This window comes from Candidatus Cryosericum hinesii, assembly GCF_003570985.1.
GTDB classification, from domain to species: domain Bacteria; phylum Caldisericota; class Caldisericia; order Cryosericales; family Cryosericaceae; genus Cryosericum; species Cryosericum hinesii.
Map to the genome: position 1 here is coordinate 229,805 of NZ_QXIW01000031.1, position 13,546 is coordinate 243,350.

At 60.5% G+C, this 13,546-nt stretch carries 11 protein-coding genes; 7 read left to right on the forward strand and 4 right to left on the reverse strand.

The genetic code is table 11. The features are described from left to right. Positions 1-33: 33 nt before the first annotated feature. Both gltA and SMC3_RS07645 read right to left on the reverse strand, forming a co-directional pair. Positions 34-1,461 (reverse strand): NADPH-dependent glutamate synthase, encoded by a 1,428-nt coding sequence (gltA, locus tag SMC3_RS07640; protein WP_119087962.1) that lies wholly within the window; start codon positions 1,459-1,461, stop codon positions 34-36. Next, complete coding sequence (locus tag SMC3_RS07645; protein WP_119087963.1) at positions 1,458-2,315, reverse strand: sulfide/dihydroorotate dehydrogenase-like FAD/NAD-binding protein; 858 nt, start codon at positions 2,313-2,315, stop codon at positions 1,458-1,460. The genes gltA and SMC3_RS07645 overlap by 4 nt, the downstream gene beginning before the upstream one ends. A 397-nt stretch (positions 2,316-2,712) precedes the next feature. Between SMC3_RS07645 and SMC3_RS07650 the strand changes: the two genes are divergently transcribed. From SMC3_RS07650 to SMC3_RS07660, 3 genes are read left to right on the forward strand one after another with little or no spacing between them, the layout of a single operon-like run. After that, entirely contained in the window at positions 2,713-3,660 is a 948-nt protein-coding gene (locus SMC3_RS07650; protein WP_207799717.1) for an AAA family ATPase, read from the forward strand. A gap of 26 nt (positions 3,661-3,686) precedes the next feature. Further along, a complete protein-coding gene (locus SMC3_RS07655; protein WP_119087964.1) occupies positions 3,687-4,682 on the forward strand; it encodes a DUF58 domain-containing protein in 996 nt (331 codons plus the stop codon). Continuing rightward, positions 4,679-6,598, forward strand: a complete 1,920-nt coding sequence (locus SMC3_RS07660; protein ID WP_119087965.1) for a transglutaminaseTgpA domain-containing protein — start codon at positions 4,679-4,681, stop codon at positions 6,596-6,598. The genes SMC3_RS07655 and SMC3_RS07660 overlap by 4 nt, the downstream gene beginning before the upstream one ends. A gap of 35 nt (positions 6,599-6,633) precedes the next feature. Here SMC3_RS07660 and lpdA read toward each other — a convergent pair whose 3' ends face one another. Continuing rightward, a complete protein-coding gene (gene lpdA / locus SMC3_RS07665; protein ID WP_119087966.1) occupies positions 6,634-7,998 on the reverse strand; it encodes a dihydrolipoyl dehydrogenase in 1,365 nt (454 codons plus the stop codon). 162 nt (positions 7,999-8,160) lie between these two features. Between lpdA and SMC3_RS07670 the strand changes: the two genes are divergently transcribed. Beyond that, positions 8,161-9,429 carry an MFS transporter gene (locus SMC3_RS07670; RefSeq protein ID WP_165846676.1) on the forward strand — a complete coding sequence of 423 codons (1,269 nt, stop codon included), beginning with the start codon at positions 8,161-8,163 and terminating at the stop codon, positions 9,427-9,429. Here SMC3_RS07670 and SMC3_RS07675 read toward each other — a convergent pair whose 3' ends face one another. Continuing rightward, the gene (locus SMC3_RS07675) at positions 9,430-10,083 is read right to left on the reverse strand and encodes an MBL fold metallo-hydrolase (protein WP_119087968.1); all 654 of its coding nucleotides are present in this window, start codon (positions 10,081-10,083) and stop codon (positions 9,430-9,432) included. A gap of 304 nt (positions 10,084-10,387) precedes the next feature. Here SMC3_RS07675 and SMC3_RS07680 point away from each other — a divergent pair, with 304 nt between their 5' ends. The 3 genes from SMC3_RS07680 to SMC3_RS07690 are packed head-to-tail and all read left to right on the forward strand — an operon-like array spanning position 10,388 to position 13,493. Continuing rightward, complete coding sequence (locus SMC3_RS07680) at positions 10,388-10,810, forward strand: 4Fe-4S binding protein (RefSeq protein WP_119087969.1); 423 nt, start codon at positions 10,388-10,390, stop codon at positions 10,808-10,810. After that, positions 10,797-12,563 carry an aldehyde ferredoxin oxidoreductase C-terminal domain-containing protein gene (locus tag SMC3_RS07685; protein ID WP_119087970.1) on the forward strand — a complete coding sequence of 589 codons (1,767 nt, stop codon included), beginning with the start codon at positions 10,797-10,799 and terminating at the stop codon, positions 12,561-12,563. Before SMC3_RS07680 ends, SMC3_RS07685 begins: the two co-directional genes overlap by 14 nt. Positions 12,564-12,593: 30 nt before the next feature. Next, complete coding sequence (locus SMC3_RS07690) at positions 12,594-13,493, forward strand: tetratricopeptide repeat protein (RefSeq protein ID WP_119087971.1); 900 nt, start codon at positions 12,594-12,596, stop codon at positions 13,491-13,493. The last annotated feature ends 53 nt before the right edge of the window (positions 13,494-13,546 follow it).

A 13,546-nucleotide genomic window follows, 5' to 3' on the forward strand; every position in this document is an offset into this window, starting at 1 on the left:
AATCTTCGCAGTTTGTCCATACGTAAGCCTGGTCTAGCGTCTGGCCGTCTCGGTGGTTCTCATGAGCCATGCGTGGATGGCACGTGCAGCCTTGCGGCCCTGGCCCATGGCCAGGATGACTGTCGCAGCGCCCAGCACGATGTCGCCACCCGCGAAGACTCCCGGAACCGACGTCTCCATGGTGTCTTCGTCGGTGATGATGCCCCCGTGCTTGTTCACTTGCAGACCCGGGAGGGCGGCGGGGATCAGTGGATTGGGGTCGTTGCCGATAGCTACGACGACAACGTCCGCAGGGACATTGCTGGTCTGGCCGGCTATGGGCAGGGGGCGCCTGCGACCAGAAGCGTCCGGTTCCCCGAGCTGCATCTGCTGCACAGTCAGGCCGGTGACCCATCCCTCACCATTGCCGAGGATCTCCACAGGGTTCTGGAGAAAATGGAACTCGACTCCCTCCTGGATTGCATGGTGATATTCTTCTTTGCGAGCGGGCATTTCCTCCTCCGAGCGTCGATAGATGACCATGACCCTGAGGGCTCCCAGCCGCAGCGCCGTCCGGGCCGAGTCCATGGCGACATTGCCGCCGCCGAGGACCGCCACAGACTTACCACGCAGGATGGGAGTGTCAGAGTTCTCGTCGTAGGCGTGCATGAGGTTGGTGCGTGTCAGGTACTCGTTGGCGGAATACACGCCAAGCAGGTTCTCGCCCGGGATGTGCAGGAAATTGGGAAGCCCGGCGCCACTCCCGATGAAAATGACGTCGTAGTCCTTGCGCACTTCGTCGACCGTGAGAGATTTGCCGATGACCATGTTGTACTGGAAATCGACGCCGAGCCTGGTCAGGTAGGCAACCTCCTGGTAGACGATCTCCTTTGGCAGACGGAACTCGGGGATGCCATATCCCAGGACGCCTCCCGGCATGTGCAGCGCTTCGAACACGGTGACGGCGTGCCCCAGCTTGATGAGGTCGCCGGCCACGGTGAGTCCTGCGGGACCACTGCCGATGACGGCCACTCGCTTGCCGGTCGAAGGTGAAATCTGGGGGATGACTGCTGCGTGGTTCTCCCGTTCCCAGTCGGCCAGGAATCGTTCCAGCTTGCCGATTTGTACAGCCTGCCCGACGTCCCGGTGTGCCTTGCCTACCGTGCAGTTCTTCTGGCACTGTTCTTCCTGGGGGCACACACGCCCGCAGACCGCCGGCAGCAGATTGGTCTGCTTGATGATTCCTATCCCGGCGAGATAGTCGCCGGACTCGATGGCCTGGATGAACTCGGGAATGCGCACGCCGACGGGGCATCCTTCGACGCAGGGCTGGTTGGTGCACTGAAGGCAGCGCTGCGCTTCCTGCAACGCCATCTCGGGTGTGAACCCCAGTGGCACCTCACGGACGTTGTGGACGCGTTCGGCAGGGTCCTGCTCGGGCATGACGACGGGTGGCAGCTTGAACCGAGTGGCAGCGTTCATCGTGACTCCCCGGCGTCCAGGCCGACGCGGCACTCGTGGTCATAGCGGTCAGCAGCAACCTGCTCCGCTGTGCGGTAGGTCCCGAGACGACGGATCATGCTGTCCCAGTCTACCTCGTGCGCATCGAACTCGGGGCCGTCCACGCAGGCGAACTTGATCTCGCCGCCCACGGTGACGCGGCATCCGCCGCACATGCCGGTCCCGTCGATCATGATGGGGTTCAGGGAGGCCATCGTGGGGATACCGAGTTCCTTAGTGAGAAGAGACGTGAACTTCATCATGAGAGGGGGACCGATGACGACAGCCTGGTCAATGTGGTTTCCGTCGCTCACCAGAGAGCGGATCGCGTCGGTCACGAGTCCCTTGGTGCCGTATGACCCGTCGTCGGTCGTGACGATGAGTTCGTCGCTGACATTGCGCATGTCGTCTTCGAGAATGAGCAGGTCGTGGGTCCTGGCTCCGAGGACCGTGATGACACGGTTGCGAGCTTCCTTCATGCCCTTCGCGATAGGGTAGAGCGGGGCTATTCCGATGCCACCGCCCACGCATAGCACGGTCCCGAACCGCTGGATATGTGTCGGTCGACCCAGGGGTCCCACGATGTCGTGGATGGCATTCCCAGGCTTGAGCATGGCCATCTCGCGCGTGGTCTTGCCGACGGACTGGACGATCAAGGAAATGGTCCCCATCTCGGGGTTTGCGTCGGCAATCGTCAGCGGGATCCGCTCACCGTGGTCCGTCACGCGGATGATGACAAATTGCCCGGGTTTTCTGTGTGTTGCGACGAGTGGCGCGTCGACGACACATCTGACGACGTTGTGCCCCAGTTCTTCTCTTTTGCGGATCGTGTTCATGCGGACCCCTTGGTTTTCCTGGCGTATGATTTCGCTACAGTATATTCCAAAAAGACGGGAGGCATCAAACCTGTTACTGCGAAGACGCCGGGAGCTGAGGGTGCGCGCGGGAAAACTGGAGAGCAGGCAGCCGAAGCTGTCCGCTCTCCGAGGAAGGTTGGGTGGTGAGGGAAAGCCGCAGCCTTCCCTTCCATGACCGTGCACAATCATATGTAGTGCGACATCCGATGCAAGCAAGGCCGTGTGATAGGCTTTATCACAATCTGCAAGGTTTGATGGCGCTAAAACTTCCATGAAGACTGACACCTCCCGGCTGCTCCGACAGGACGGCGTGGCTGTTCACAGGTTTGCAGTTCTTTCTCAATTGTTGTATAACCTAAGCAAGAGAGGAGTGGATGTGAGCGAGAAAACAGACAGACTGCAGGCAGCGATGGATACGGTGACCGCGATAGCGGCCAGCGTCGAGACCGTGGTGCGGGGCAAGCATGAGCAGGTCCTGCTGGCCCTGATTCCCATGATTGCAGGTGGACACCTGCTCTTGCAGGACGTGCCGGGCGTCGGAAAGTCGACACTTGCACAGGCGCTGGGGCAATCCATCGGCGCTTCCTACAGCCGCATCCAGTTTACGTCCGACCTCCTTCCCGCCGATATCCTCGGCGTCAACATCTATGAGGCTGCTACCGGGGAGTTCCGGTTTCGGCGCGGCCCGATCTTCGCGAATGTCGTCATGGCCGACGAGATCAACAGAGCCAGTCCCAAGACCCAGTCCGCTCTTCTCGAGGCTATGAACGATCGACGCATCACCATCGACGGGACGACATGGGAGTTGCCGGACCCGTTCTTCGTCATCGCCACGCAGAATCCCATCGAGTATGCGGGGACGTATCCTCTTCCCGAGAGCGAACTGGACCGCTTCCAGCTGTGCATGGGCATTGGATACCCGGACGTCGAGGCGGAACGCAGGATCCTGACCGAACGCCCCGTACGACAGCATTCCATCAATCTGCAGCCGGTAGCCTCGGTCCAGCAGGTACTGGACGCACAGACTGCGGTCGACCAGGTGACGGTGACGCCGGCGATGCTGGACTATGTCCTCGCGTTTGCGCGCGCGACCCGTTCCGAAACGCTGTTCGAGGTGGGCGTCAGCCCTCGGGGCGCGATCGATCTGCTCAAGGCAGTTCGCGCATGGGCGCTGCTTCAGGGTCGCGCGTTCGTCGTCCCTGACGACGTCAAGAGGATGGCTCCCTATGTGGCGTCTCACCGCATCCTGCGTCGCGGCAGCCGAAAAGGGGCATCGCGTGCCGATATCGACCGCATCTTTGAGCAGGTGCCGGCGCCTGCGTGACGAGGGTCTCCGGCAGCCGGAGCACCATGAGTCTGGTCGAGGTGCGTTTCAGGAAGTACCACCGGGCTGAACGGCTGACGCGCAGCGGCCTGTTGTTTTTCCTTGCCATCATCGGCATTGGGGCGGTCGCCGTCAACTCGGGCAACAACCTTCTCTATCTCGTCTTCAGTGCACTCCTTTCTGCACTTATCTTCTCGGGACTGTTGTCGGTCGCCAACCTTCGCCGTCTCGAGATCTCGCTCGACACGGTCGACGAGGTCTACGCAGGCCGTCCGGCGTCGTTGGCCGTCCGGGTTCGCAATACCGGTTCGTTCCCGTTGTTCTTCGCGCGCGTCAGTGTCCGGGCGGGTGGAGACACTGTATCGCTGAGTGTCCCCTTTGTGGGCGCTCGTTCTGCAGTGGAACTTCCGCTCACGCTTACCCTGCCCACGCGTGGCCGTGTGAAGGGATTGCGGGCGGGCATCGCGTCGGCGTTCCCCTTTGGTATCGTCGAGATGAGCAGAGACGTAGCTGTCGGCGGCGAACTGATCGTATACCCACAGGTCCACCCTGTCCTTCTGCAGCGACAAGACGAACAGGGTGAGCACCGTCTCGAGAGGGCGAGGGCAGGCGGCGATGGCGATTTCTTTTCTCTACGCAGGTACCATGCGGGGGACGATTCCCGCCACATCGACTGGAAGGTGTCGGCGCGGAGGGGCGACCCTTACGTTGTGGAACAGGAAGCCAGGTACCAGCAGGAGACCGTGTTCTACCTCGACACGGCAAAGGGCGCGTGGCCTGACAGCCAAGTGTTCGAACTGGGGGTCTCCAAGATCGCAAGTGGCCTGACATCGGCTTTTGAATCGGGAGAGGCCATCGCGCTTGCGCTTCCCGGATCGTTTCTGGACGGACGTGACCGCAGGGCGTGGCAGCAGGCAATGGAACTGCTGGCCCTGGCGGAACTCACCGAGGACCCACCCCATCCTGGACCTCTGCACAGCTTCACGCACGAAGACATCAGCTTCGTGAACGGTGCCCCATGAGGAACTCGCTGGACATCCGGCGCGTGCTGGGGTTTCTGCTCGGCCTCACGGCGTGCGGGTTTCTGTCCGTCGTCGAGCCATGGTATGCTCTGTATGCTGTCGCATTCCTCATAGCCCTGCCCTTGGCCGGACACGTTCATGGGCGCTGGGGACGGCGTGTTCTCGAAGCACTTCCCCTTGTCTGGTTTCTCGTCCTCATGGTCCTGGGGACCCAGCTCTTCGCCCTCCTGGCGCAGGCGATGCTGGCAGCAATGGCGTGCCGATTCGTCCTGACGGACAATACGCGCGACTATCAGGGGCTGGTGCTCATCGCTGTCTTCGTGACTGTCCTGTCCGCCGCCGGGTCCATTTCGGTGGCGTTCGGGCTTCTGCTGCTTGCTGAGTTTCTGATCGCGACTGTCCTGCTGATCATGGCGCAGTTCGAAGGCAGGGTCCCGCATATCACCCGGGGATTCTATAGCGCCATCGTCGTGTCTGCGCTCGTGTCGTTTGTATTTGCGTTTGGCGTATTCTTTGCCCTTCCGCGGTGGACACTGGGCTATATCAAAGGCAGTCCTGCACTGGCGACCCAGACGACAGGCTTCTCCAAGGACATCACGATCAGTCCTGGGGAGGTACAGCAGGACAATACCGTTGTCATGCGTGTCGATCCCGGGAAGGGTGGGTCCCGGTTGCCCCTGCCTGCCTATATCTCGGGTATGCGCTACACGACCTTTAGTGGCAAGCAGTGGCTGGTCGCGGCCGGTCACCCCGAGTCCCTGTATGCGTCCTCCGGGATCGATTCGTTCATAGTAAGCGACCAGCAGCCCGATACGCAGACGACCGTATACCTCGAGCCGACCGGGACGGATGTCGTCTTTGGGCTGGAACACATTACTGGTCTGCGAGGGCAGTTCCAGTACCTCCGCCGCGACGCGGAGAGCAATCTGTTCACGGATGCGCCCTACTACAAGACCATCCGGTATGACGTCTCGTCACTCGATCAGGACACGGTCCCTGTCGACAGTCTCGTGGCCGGCCGGCCGGTGCTGCTGGATAGATACCTTCAGGTCCCGGAGCTTTCGCAGGCTTTCAGGGACGTTGCCGCACGTGTCGTGCGGGGCCTGACGGTCAGAGACAAGGCGCAGACGACCCGCGACTATCTCCTTGCCAACTATGAGTACTCACTGAACCCGACAGCAACGTCGATCGAGGACTTCGTCGTCAACCGGCGCTCCGGGTACTGCGAACACTTTGCCACGTCCATGGTGTTGCTGCTGCGTTCCCAGGGCGTCCGCGCCCGCCTGGTGTCAGGCTTTGTGGCCACAGAGTGGAACAAAGCCTCAGGGTATCTCATTGTGCGGGCCAAGGACGCGCACACGTGGGTGGAAGTCCTGGACGGGGACACCTGGGTCCGCTACGACCCGACGCCCAGTTCCTTCCAGCAGGTGTCGCTGATCACGAATATCCTGGACAACGTTCGTATGGCCTGGTACCGGAACGTCGTCACGTATGATCTGGCCAGGCAGGTGCAGACGGCCAACAGTCTCGGCCGGTTTTTCACAGGTAGCGGCCGTGCCATCACCTCTGCATTCGAGTCCTTCCGGACGGTGGCGTCGCGCTTGCTGCGCGATTGGCGTGTCCTTTCCGGTATTGTGGTTACAGCCGTCCTGGCACTCCTGTTCCTGCGCCGTCGGGCAGAGGACAGGCGTGGTCGGCTCGCTTCAGCGCTAGAGGACCTTGTCGGAGAACGGCGACTGCCCGGCGAGACGCTTCTCGAGCTTGTTCATCGTGCTGCGCCGTCTCCTGACATTGAAGGTCTTGTCTGGCGTATCTATGACGTCGACTTCGCCGGGGAGCAGGCGGTGGAGGAAGAGAAAGCTGTCCTGCGGTTACTGCGCGATATGCGGCGTTCCCGGGCAACCGCTCATCCTTAATTGTGAATCCCCATAGTACCAGGTACTTTGGGTATTCACAATTGCAGAGGTAGTCCGATCGAGCCTTCTGTGGCCTCCATGATCATCTCTGTCATCGTCGGATGGGGGTGGATCGCCTCAAGCAGTTTCTCCGCCGTCATCCCGAACTGTACGGCCAGGACCGATTCCATGACGAGGTCGGTGGCTTCGGGGCAATAGAGGGCGATCCCCAGGATCTCGTGGGTTTCGGCATGCGCCAGGACCTTGGCAAAACCGATGCTTTCCTCCATTGTCCGCGCCTTGCCGCTGGCGCTGACGGGGAATGTCCCTGCCTTGTACGGGATTCCTTCTGCCTTGAGTTCGTATTCTCTCTTGCCCACGACACTGATCTCCGGGTCGGTGAACACGACGGAAGGGACGGCGGTATAGACCATGTGAGTGTCATGCCCGGCGATGTTCTCGGCAGCGACGACTCCTTCTTTCTCGGCGACATGTGCCAGCATGTAGGTCCCTTTTACGTCACCGACAGCATAGACGCCGGGGACGCTGGTGCGCATGTGGTCGTCGACGACGATGCCTTTCTTTGACAGGGTGATCCCTGCCGCTTCCAGTTCCGGGCCGACGTTCGACCGCCGTCCGATAGAAAGCAGAACGTGATCACCGTGGACTTCCTGCGTGACGCCGTTCACATCGAGTGTCAGGCTATAACCAGTCTCCGTGGGCATGACCGACTGGGTCTTCGCCCCGGTGATGATGGTGATACCTCGCTTCTTGAGGGTTGCAGCGATGGCCAGTGCTACGTCCTCATCCTCGGCAGGCAGGATATGTGGCATGAGCTCGACGATGGTGACCTTTGTTCCGATGGCGCTGAAAAATGTCGCCATCTCCACGCCGATAACACCGCCACCGATCACGACCAGTTCTTTCGGCTGTTCCCTGTTGCGGAAGACGTCGTCACTGGTCCAGATGCCCGGGTCGGTGAAGGGGGGAAACTTGATGGGAGAGCTGCCAGTGGCAATGATGACGTTCTTCGCTTCAACGACCTCGCCGGTCGCGTCGATGCAGACATGAGTCGGGTCTTTGAGTGTTGCGCGGCTCTTATACACCTGGATATTGTTCTTCTTCATCAGGAATTCGATGCCTTTGCGCAGCCGGACGACGACCTGGTCCTTGCGGGTCATGACGGCGCCGAAGTCAACACCCACGTTGTCAGCAGTCAGACCAAACTTGCGCGCCTCCTGCATGCGCGTGAAGAGCTTGCTGCTGGCCAGCATTGTCTTGGTGGGGATACAGCCCCAGTTTGTGCAGACCCCGCCCATGTCGGCTTCTTCTGCCAGCGCGACCGACAGACCCAGCTGAGATGCCTTGATTGCAGCGACGTACCCTCCGGGTCCGCCACCGATAACAAAAACGTCGATCATGTCAACCTCCGTGAACTGTGTCTTTTATCAATTCATGATACCACTGGCATGGTGATGGCCCAAAGGAAGAATGTGCAGAACTGATATCTGACTTCAAATCTGTGGCTGGACACATCGCGTGAGTTGGCTTACAGTAGTGGCGTAACGTCCGGAGAGATGAGGATGAAGCACCGACGATTCAGCAAGTGGGCCGTATTGGCAGTACTGACCCTTTTCACACTGCTTCATGAGGCAGACCGGCTGCTCATCGGCCCACTGACAAGTTCTATCATGGCCTCCTTCAGGATCGATGAGGGGCAGATGGGTGCGGTAGTCTCGGGGGCACTTATCGTCGGCGGTCTGCTTTTCCCGGTCTGGGGATATCTCTTTGACCGGTTTTCACGGGCGCGACTCATTGCACTGGCCGCGACCATCTGGGGCGCAACAACCTGGCTCTCGGCGCTCGCTCCCACCTTCGGCTGGTTCGTCGTGGCACGGGCGGCCACCGGTGTCGATGACGCCAGTACGCCTGGCGTCTACAGCCTGCTTGCCGACACGTTCGATCCGCGCGTGCGGGGGAGGGTGTATGCTCTGCTCAAGACGGCGATGCCGGCTGGGTATGTCCTTGGTGCGGTGCTGGCGACGACCCTCACTCCGCGCGTCGGCTGGCGGTGGATCTTCGTCATGACCGGAGGGGCGGGCCTGGTCGTTGCCGTGCTCGTCGCGCTCGTCGTCAAGGACGTTGCACGGGGAGCGACAGAGCCGGAGCTCGCAGGGGCACCGGCTGTGGCAGCACGGTTCAGCTGGGCGGTCGCGCGCAGCCTGCTGCGGCGAAGGACCCTCGTGGCACTGTATGCCCAGGGGTTCTTTGCCGTTCTGCCCATCAATGTTGTGACATTCTGGTTCTTTCGGTATCTCGAAACTGAACGGGGTTACACTGGTACAACGTCGCTCTCGGTGGCGACCCTGACAGTCCTGGGACTCGGCGTGGGCTTCCCGCTGGGGGGAGTGCTCGGTGACAGACTGTTCCGGAGGATGCCCCAGGGCCGTCTCCTTGCGGGCATAGCAACGCTCCCAGGGTCTGTTCTGCTGTGCACGGCGCTTCTTACACCGACAACGGAGCCGGTCCTGTTTGTCCTGCTGGCGGCGACCGGAGTCTTCCTGACCTCGTTCGCAGCTCCGAACATAGGGGCGACGATCAGTGACGTGAGCCTGCCAGAGGTTCGGAGTACCGCCCTTGCGATGCAGGGCCTGGTCGAGGCGACTGGCGCGGCCCTGGCACCGTTTCTGGCTGGGCTTGTTGCCGATCGGGCGAGTCTAGGCACGGCATTCATCGTGGTCGTCGCGGGTGCTGCGATGTGCTGGACACCTTTCTACCTGATTGCGCTTGCCAGCATCTCCCGCGATCTGGAACAGACGCGCTCGCAGCTGCGAGCGAGGTCCCGATCCTGACTACAGCCAAAGATTCGCGCCCAGTTCGGCACCGATGCTCGTCGGTTCTCCGTGCCCCGGAAAGATGCGTGTGGCCGGGGGGAGCGTCATGAGGGTCACGCGTATCCCGTCAAGCAGCTGTTCGAACTCTTTCTGGTTGGGCGCGCGACCGACGCTACCGGCAAACAGTGTATCGCCGACAAATGCGTGGTCTCCCGCGATGAGGACGCTACTGGCCGGCGTATGCCCTCGTATGGTCGCGATGCGATAGGTGATGAGTCCCAGGGGTACTTCCTGCCCGACAATCAGCGGAGATGGCTCAGCGTGCATTGCGAATGTGGACCCCATCTGTGTGGCGTAGTTTGCCACTGGGTCTCTGGCGAGTTCAACCTCCAGAGGGTCCATGAGGAGCGTCGCGTCTGGGAAACGCTTCATCGCCGTGTCGACGCCCGAGATGTGATCGAAATGCCCATGGGTACAGACGATCCACCGGAGGCGGGCGTTAGCGCTCTCGATGACGGTGGCCACTTCCTCAAGCTCCCGGTTCCAGACCATGCCAGGGTCCACCAGCATGAGCTCCGTTCCTGACTGCACCAGGTAGCAATTGGTCAGCAGGGGGCCGACCGGCATCCTCGTGACCGTTGCTCCACTCATTGTCTCATGAAACTGTTCCATCAGAACCTCCCAGTACTGTAAAGAAAGTATATCCAAACCAGACCTTATACGAACCACAGGGCCGCAGGCTCGCCAGAAAAGGAAACTTGACAGTCTGGTTTTGATGGTCGATGACTATTGTGGTTCTGGAGAGCGGCTTCTGGCCTGGAAGCAATCAGTTCTGTGCTTCATGAGTTGACGGAACGATTCACGTGTATGTTGGATAAGTCACTATGTAAGCATGACATAGCCATACTGGACATATACTATAAATGATCAGGCGGATGTAGCCACCAACAACGTAGCAGTGCAAGGAGAAGAATCCATGAGACTATCCGTCATTGACGCGGAACGCTGTACAGGCTGCCAGATATGCATGTTTGCGTGCACTCGCCGGCTGGGCTATGCGGGAATGGGCAAGACGGCAATCCACGTCAAGTCCGTGGGCGGCATGGAACATGGTCTTTCGGTGGTCGTTTGTCGAGCATGCCAGGACCCCCCGTGTGCCAAGGTATGCCCGGAGGATGCATTGGTCCTGCGCAAGGGCGGAGGAGTCCTTCTGGATCCCTCGAAGTGCACCGGCTGTGGACTGTGCCGGCAAGCGTGCATCGTCAGTGCCATTTTCTGGGACAAGGAAGCAGAGAAGCCGATCATCTGTGTGCATTGTGGCTACTGTGCCAAGTACTGCCCGCATGGAGTACTGGCGCTCGAAGAACGCCGCCAAGAGGTCTCCAATGCTGCCAAATGATCCGCTTGCCAACGTCCTGTACGTCGACCTGAGCAAGAAGCGCTCATGGGTCGAGCGTCGCGAGGACCTGTTCGGGAAGTATTTCGGAGGGGCGGGAGTCGCTATTCAGCTTCTGACCGAGAACTGCCCAGCGGCCATGGATCCGCTGGCCCCCGAGGCGCCTGTCGTACTTGCGACCGGACCTCTGGATGGACTCTTCCCTCTCGGGTCCAAGACCGTGGCGATGTTCAAGTCGCCACACACTGGCAACCTGGGCGAATCGCATGCGGGCGGCCGTAGTGCAGTCGCCATCCGTATGTCGGGGATCGGCGCAATCGTCATCACCGGCGCCAACGTCAATCCGGGATACCTCAGCATCGAGGAAGGCAAGGCATATTTCCACGATGCCACCACACTGTGGGGCATGAGATCCAGCGTGACGGCAGGGCGCATACTACGGCAGAGCGAGAGTTCGGCGGGCCTGCGCAGCATCATGCGCATCGGTCGTGCAGGGGAGAACCTGGTAACCTACGCCGACGTCAGCACGGAGACCTACAGGCACTTCGGGCGGCTCGGCATGGGGGCGGTCTTTGGCAGTAAGAAGCTCAAGGCTGTCGTGGTATCGGGCAATCGGACGCTTGAAGTCGCGGACAAGGTCGTGTACCGGGCACTCTACGACGAGATCAACACCGCGGCGGTCAGAAGCCCCGTCATGAAGAAGTACCACGATCTGGGAACAGCGGAAAACATCCAGCCGCTGTCCGCCCTCGGTGGGCTTCCTACGCGCAACGTGCAGGCGGGACACTTTGAGTCTGCTGAAGCTATTTCGGGCGAGCACTACGCCGAGCATTACCTCGGCCGTCGCCTGGCCTGCTCGCATTGCCCCGTCGCCTGTATCCACATCGCGGCGCTGCGTGAACCCTATCAGGATGAGGCGTACTATTACAAGACGACGATGATCTCCTATGATTATGAGCCTATCTATGCGCTCGGTTCGATGCTTGGCCTCAGCAATCCTGAGCAGGTGCTGAGCCTCATGGACAAGGTAGAAGTCCTGGGACTGGACGCCATGAGCTCCGGCGTGTGCCTGGCCTGGGCGACCGAAGCAATGGAAAAGGGATTGGTCACGGAACAGGACACGGGAGGCATGAAGCTCGAGTTCGGGAAGGTCGATGGCTATGTCGCAGGCGTCGAGGCCATCACCAGCAAGGCCAACGAGTTCTGGAGCATTTTGAGCCATGGCGTCGACGCAGCGGCTGCCCGTTATGGTGGCGCCGACTTTGCCATGGCGTTTGGTGGTAACGAGATGCCCGGGTACCACACGGGCCCGGCCGGCTACCTGGGGTTCATGCTGGGAGCACGTCACAGCCATCTGGACAATGCCGGTTATGCCATCGACCAGAAGGAGCTGATCAAAGGACTCATTCCGGCCGAACAGCTAGCTCAGAAGCTCATGGACGAGGAGCGCTGGCGCCAGGTGCTCAGTTCGCTCACGGTGTGTTTCTTCGCCCGTGGCATCTACACGCCGGAGCTGACACTGCGGGCGCTTGCCGCGGCGGGGTACGACCTGACGGCGGAACAGTTGGCAGCAACCGCAGACGATATCTATCGGGCGAAGTTCGCGTTCAAGTTTGCGAACGGCTTCGACTTCAACAAATTGACGATCCCGCACCGGGTGTTTGAAACACCAGCCGTTCTAAGCGGGTTCGACGAGGCATACATGCGGCGCGCGATCGCGTTTGCCGCGGGTCAGCTGGCCAGTCCGCGCGCGTAGCCGCGGCAGAGCAGCACAGGAGGACCAAACATGACAGACAAGAGCAGAGAACCCATGAGCAGCAGCGCGGAGGACCGCAAGGACCGCAGACAGCGGGAACGCCTCGCCGAGCTGACGCGTTCGTTCAAGAAGGACCCCAAGGACTTCGTTCAGAAGGTGGAACAGGCGTGTCCGGTGGGCACGCCGCCTGCGACCGCGTTGCTGGATGCAGCGGTGGTTCTTGCGGAGCAGGACGAGTTCAAACCCGCGCTGGCCCTGCTGGACAGGGCGATCGCGCTGTACGAGGCCAAGCATGATAATGCCGGCTTGGCCCACGTCTATGTCAACATGGGTCCGTTGTATGGCATGCTCGACGAGATGGAGAAGGGCATTACCTTCTCATTGAAGGCCGAAGCCCTGGCCAAGGACTTGCCGGCGGATCCTGAGCTCACGCTGCATTACGCGAGTGACCTCGGTGGCATGTATACGGAGATGGAGGAGTGGGACAAGGCGATGCACTACTTCCAGGTCGCCTGTACCACATCGAAGAGTATGGGCAACAAGGACCTTGAAACTGATGCTCTTCTCATCATGAGCCAGGTGGCCATCGCCCAGGGAGATGCAGCCAAGGCACGTGAGCTGGCGGAAAAGGGTGGTGCTCTTGGCAAGGCTCTGCACGATAAGCTTTTTCAGGCGCGTGCACTGCAGACGATCGGCGATGCGAGCGCACTTGACGGGAACCATGAGCAGGCTGTCGTCCTGTTCCAGCAGGCGCTGGACCTCGAAGCCGACCAGCCCGATCTCGATCTTCGACAGCAGTTGTTCTGGGAAATGAGCGAGTCGTACGAGGAAGCGGGAAACAAAGAGCTGGCAGAAGACTATCGCAGCCGCGCTGCCGACCTCGACGAAACCGACGAGGATATGGACGAGCCGGACGACTCAGCCGACTGATCGTGTATTGGATGCGTATGTGCCGCATTGTCACAGATGACCTGCGGATAAGG

Excerpts from the sequence above, each read along its gene's own strand:
- SMC3_RS07675 (WP_119087968.1), bottom strand. The coding sequence starts at position 10,083 with ATGGAACAGTTTCATGAGACAATGAGTGGAGCAACGGTCACGAGGATG.
- SMC3_RS07690 (WP_119087971.1), top strand. The coding sequence starts at position 12,594 with ATGACAGACAAGAGCAGAGAACCCATGAGCAGCAGCGCGGAGGACCGC.
- SMC3_RS07680 (WP_119087969.1), top strand. The coding sequence starts at position 10,388 with ATGAGACTATCCGTCATTGACGCGGAACGCTGTACAGGCTGCCAGATA.
- SMC3_RS07670 (WP_165846676.1), top strand. The coding sequence starts at position 8,161 with ATGAAGCACCGACGATTCAGCAAGTGGGCCGTATTGGCAGTACTGACC.
- SMC3_RS07660 (WP_119087965.1), top strand. The coding sequence starts at position 4,679 with ATGAGGAACTCGCTGGACATCCGGCGCGTGCTGGGGTTTCTGCTCGGC.
- SMC3_RS07685 (WP_119087970.1), top strand. The coding sequence starts at position 10,797 with ATGCTGCCAAATGATCCGCTTGCCAACGTCCTGTACGTCGACCTGAGC.
- gltA (WP_119087962.1), bottom strand. The coding sequence starts at position 1,461 with ATGAACGCTGCCACTCGGTTCAAGCTGCCACCCGTCGTCATGCCCGAG.
- lpdA (WP_119087966.1), bottom strand. The coding sequence starts at position 7,998 with ATGATCGACGTTTTTGTTATCGGTGGCGGACCCGGAGGGTACGTCGCT.
- SMC3_RS07655 (WP_119087964.1), top strand. The coding sequence starts at position 3,687 with ATGAGTCTGGTCGAGGTGCGTTTCAGGAAGTACCACCGGGCTGAACGG.
- SMC3_RS07645 (WP_119087963.1), bottom strand. The coding sequence starts at position 2,315 with ATGAACACGATCCGCAAAAGAGAAGAACTGGGGCACAACGTCGTCAGA.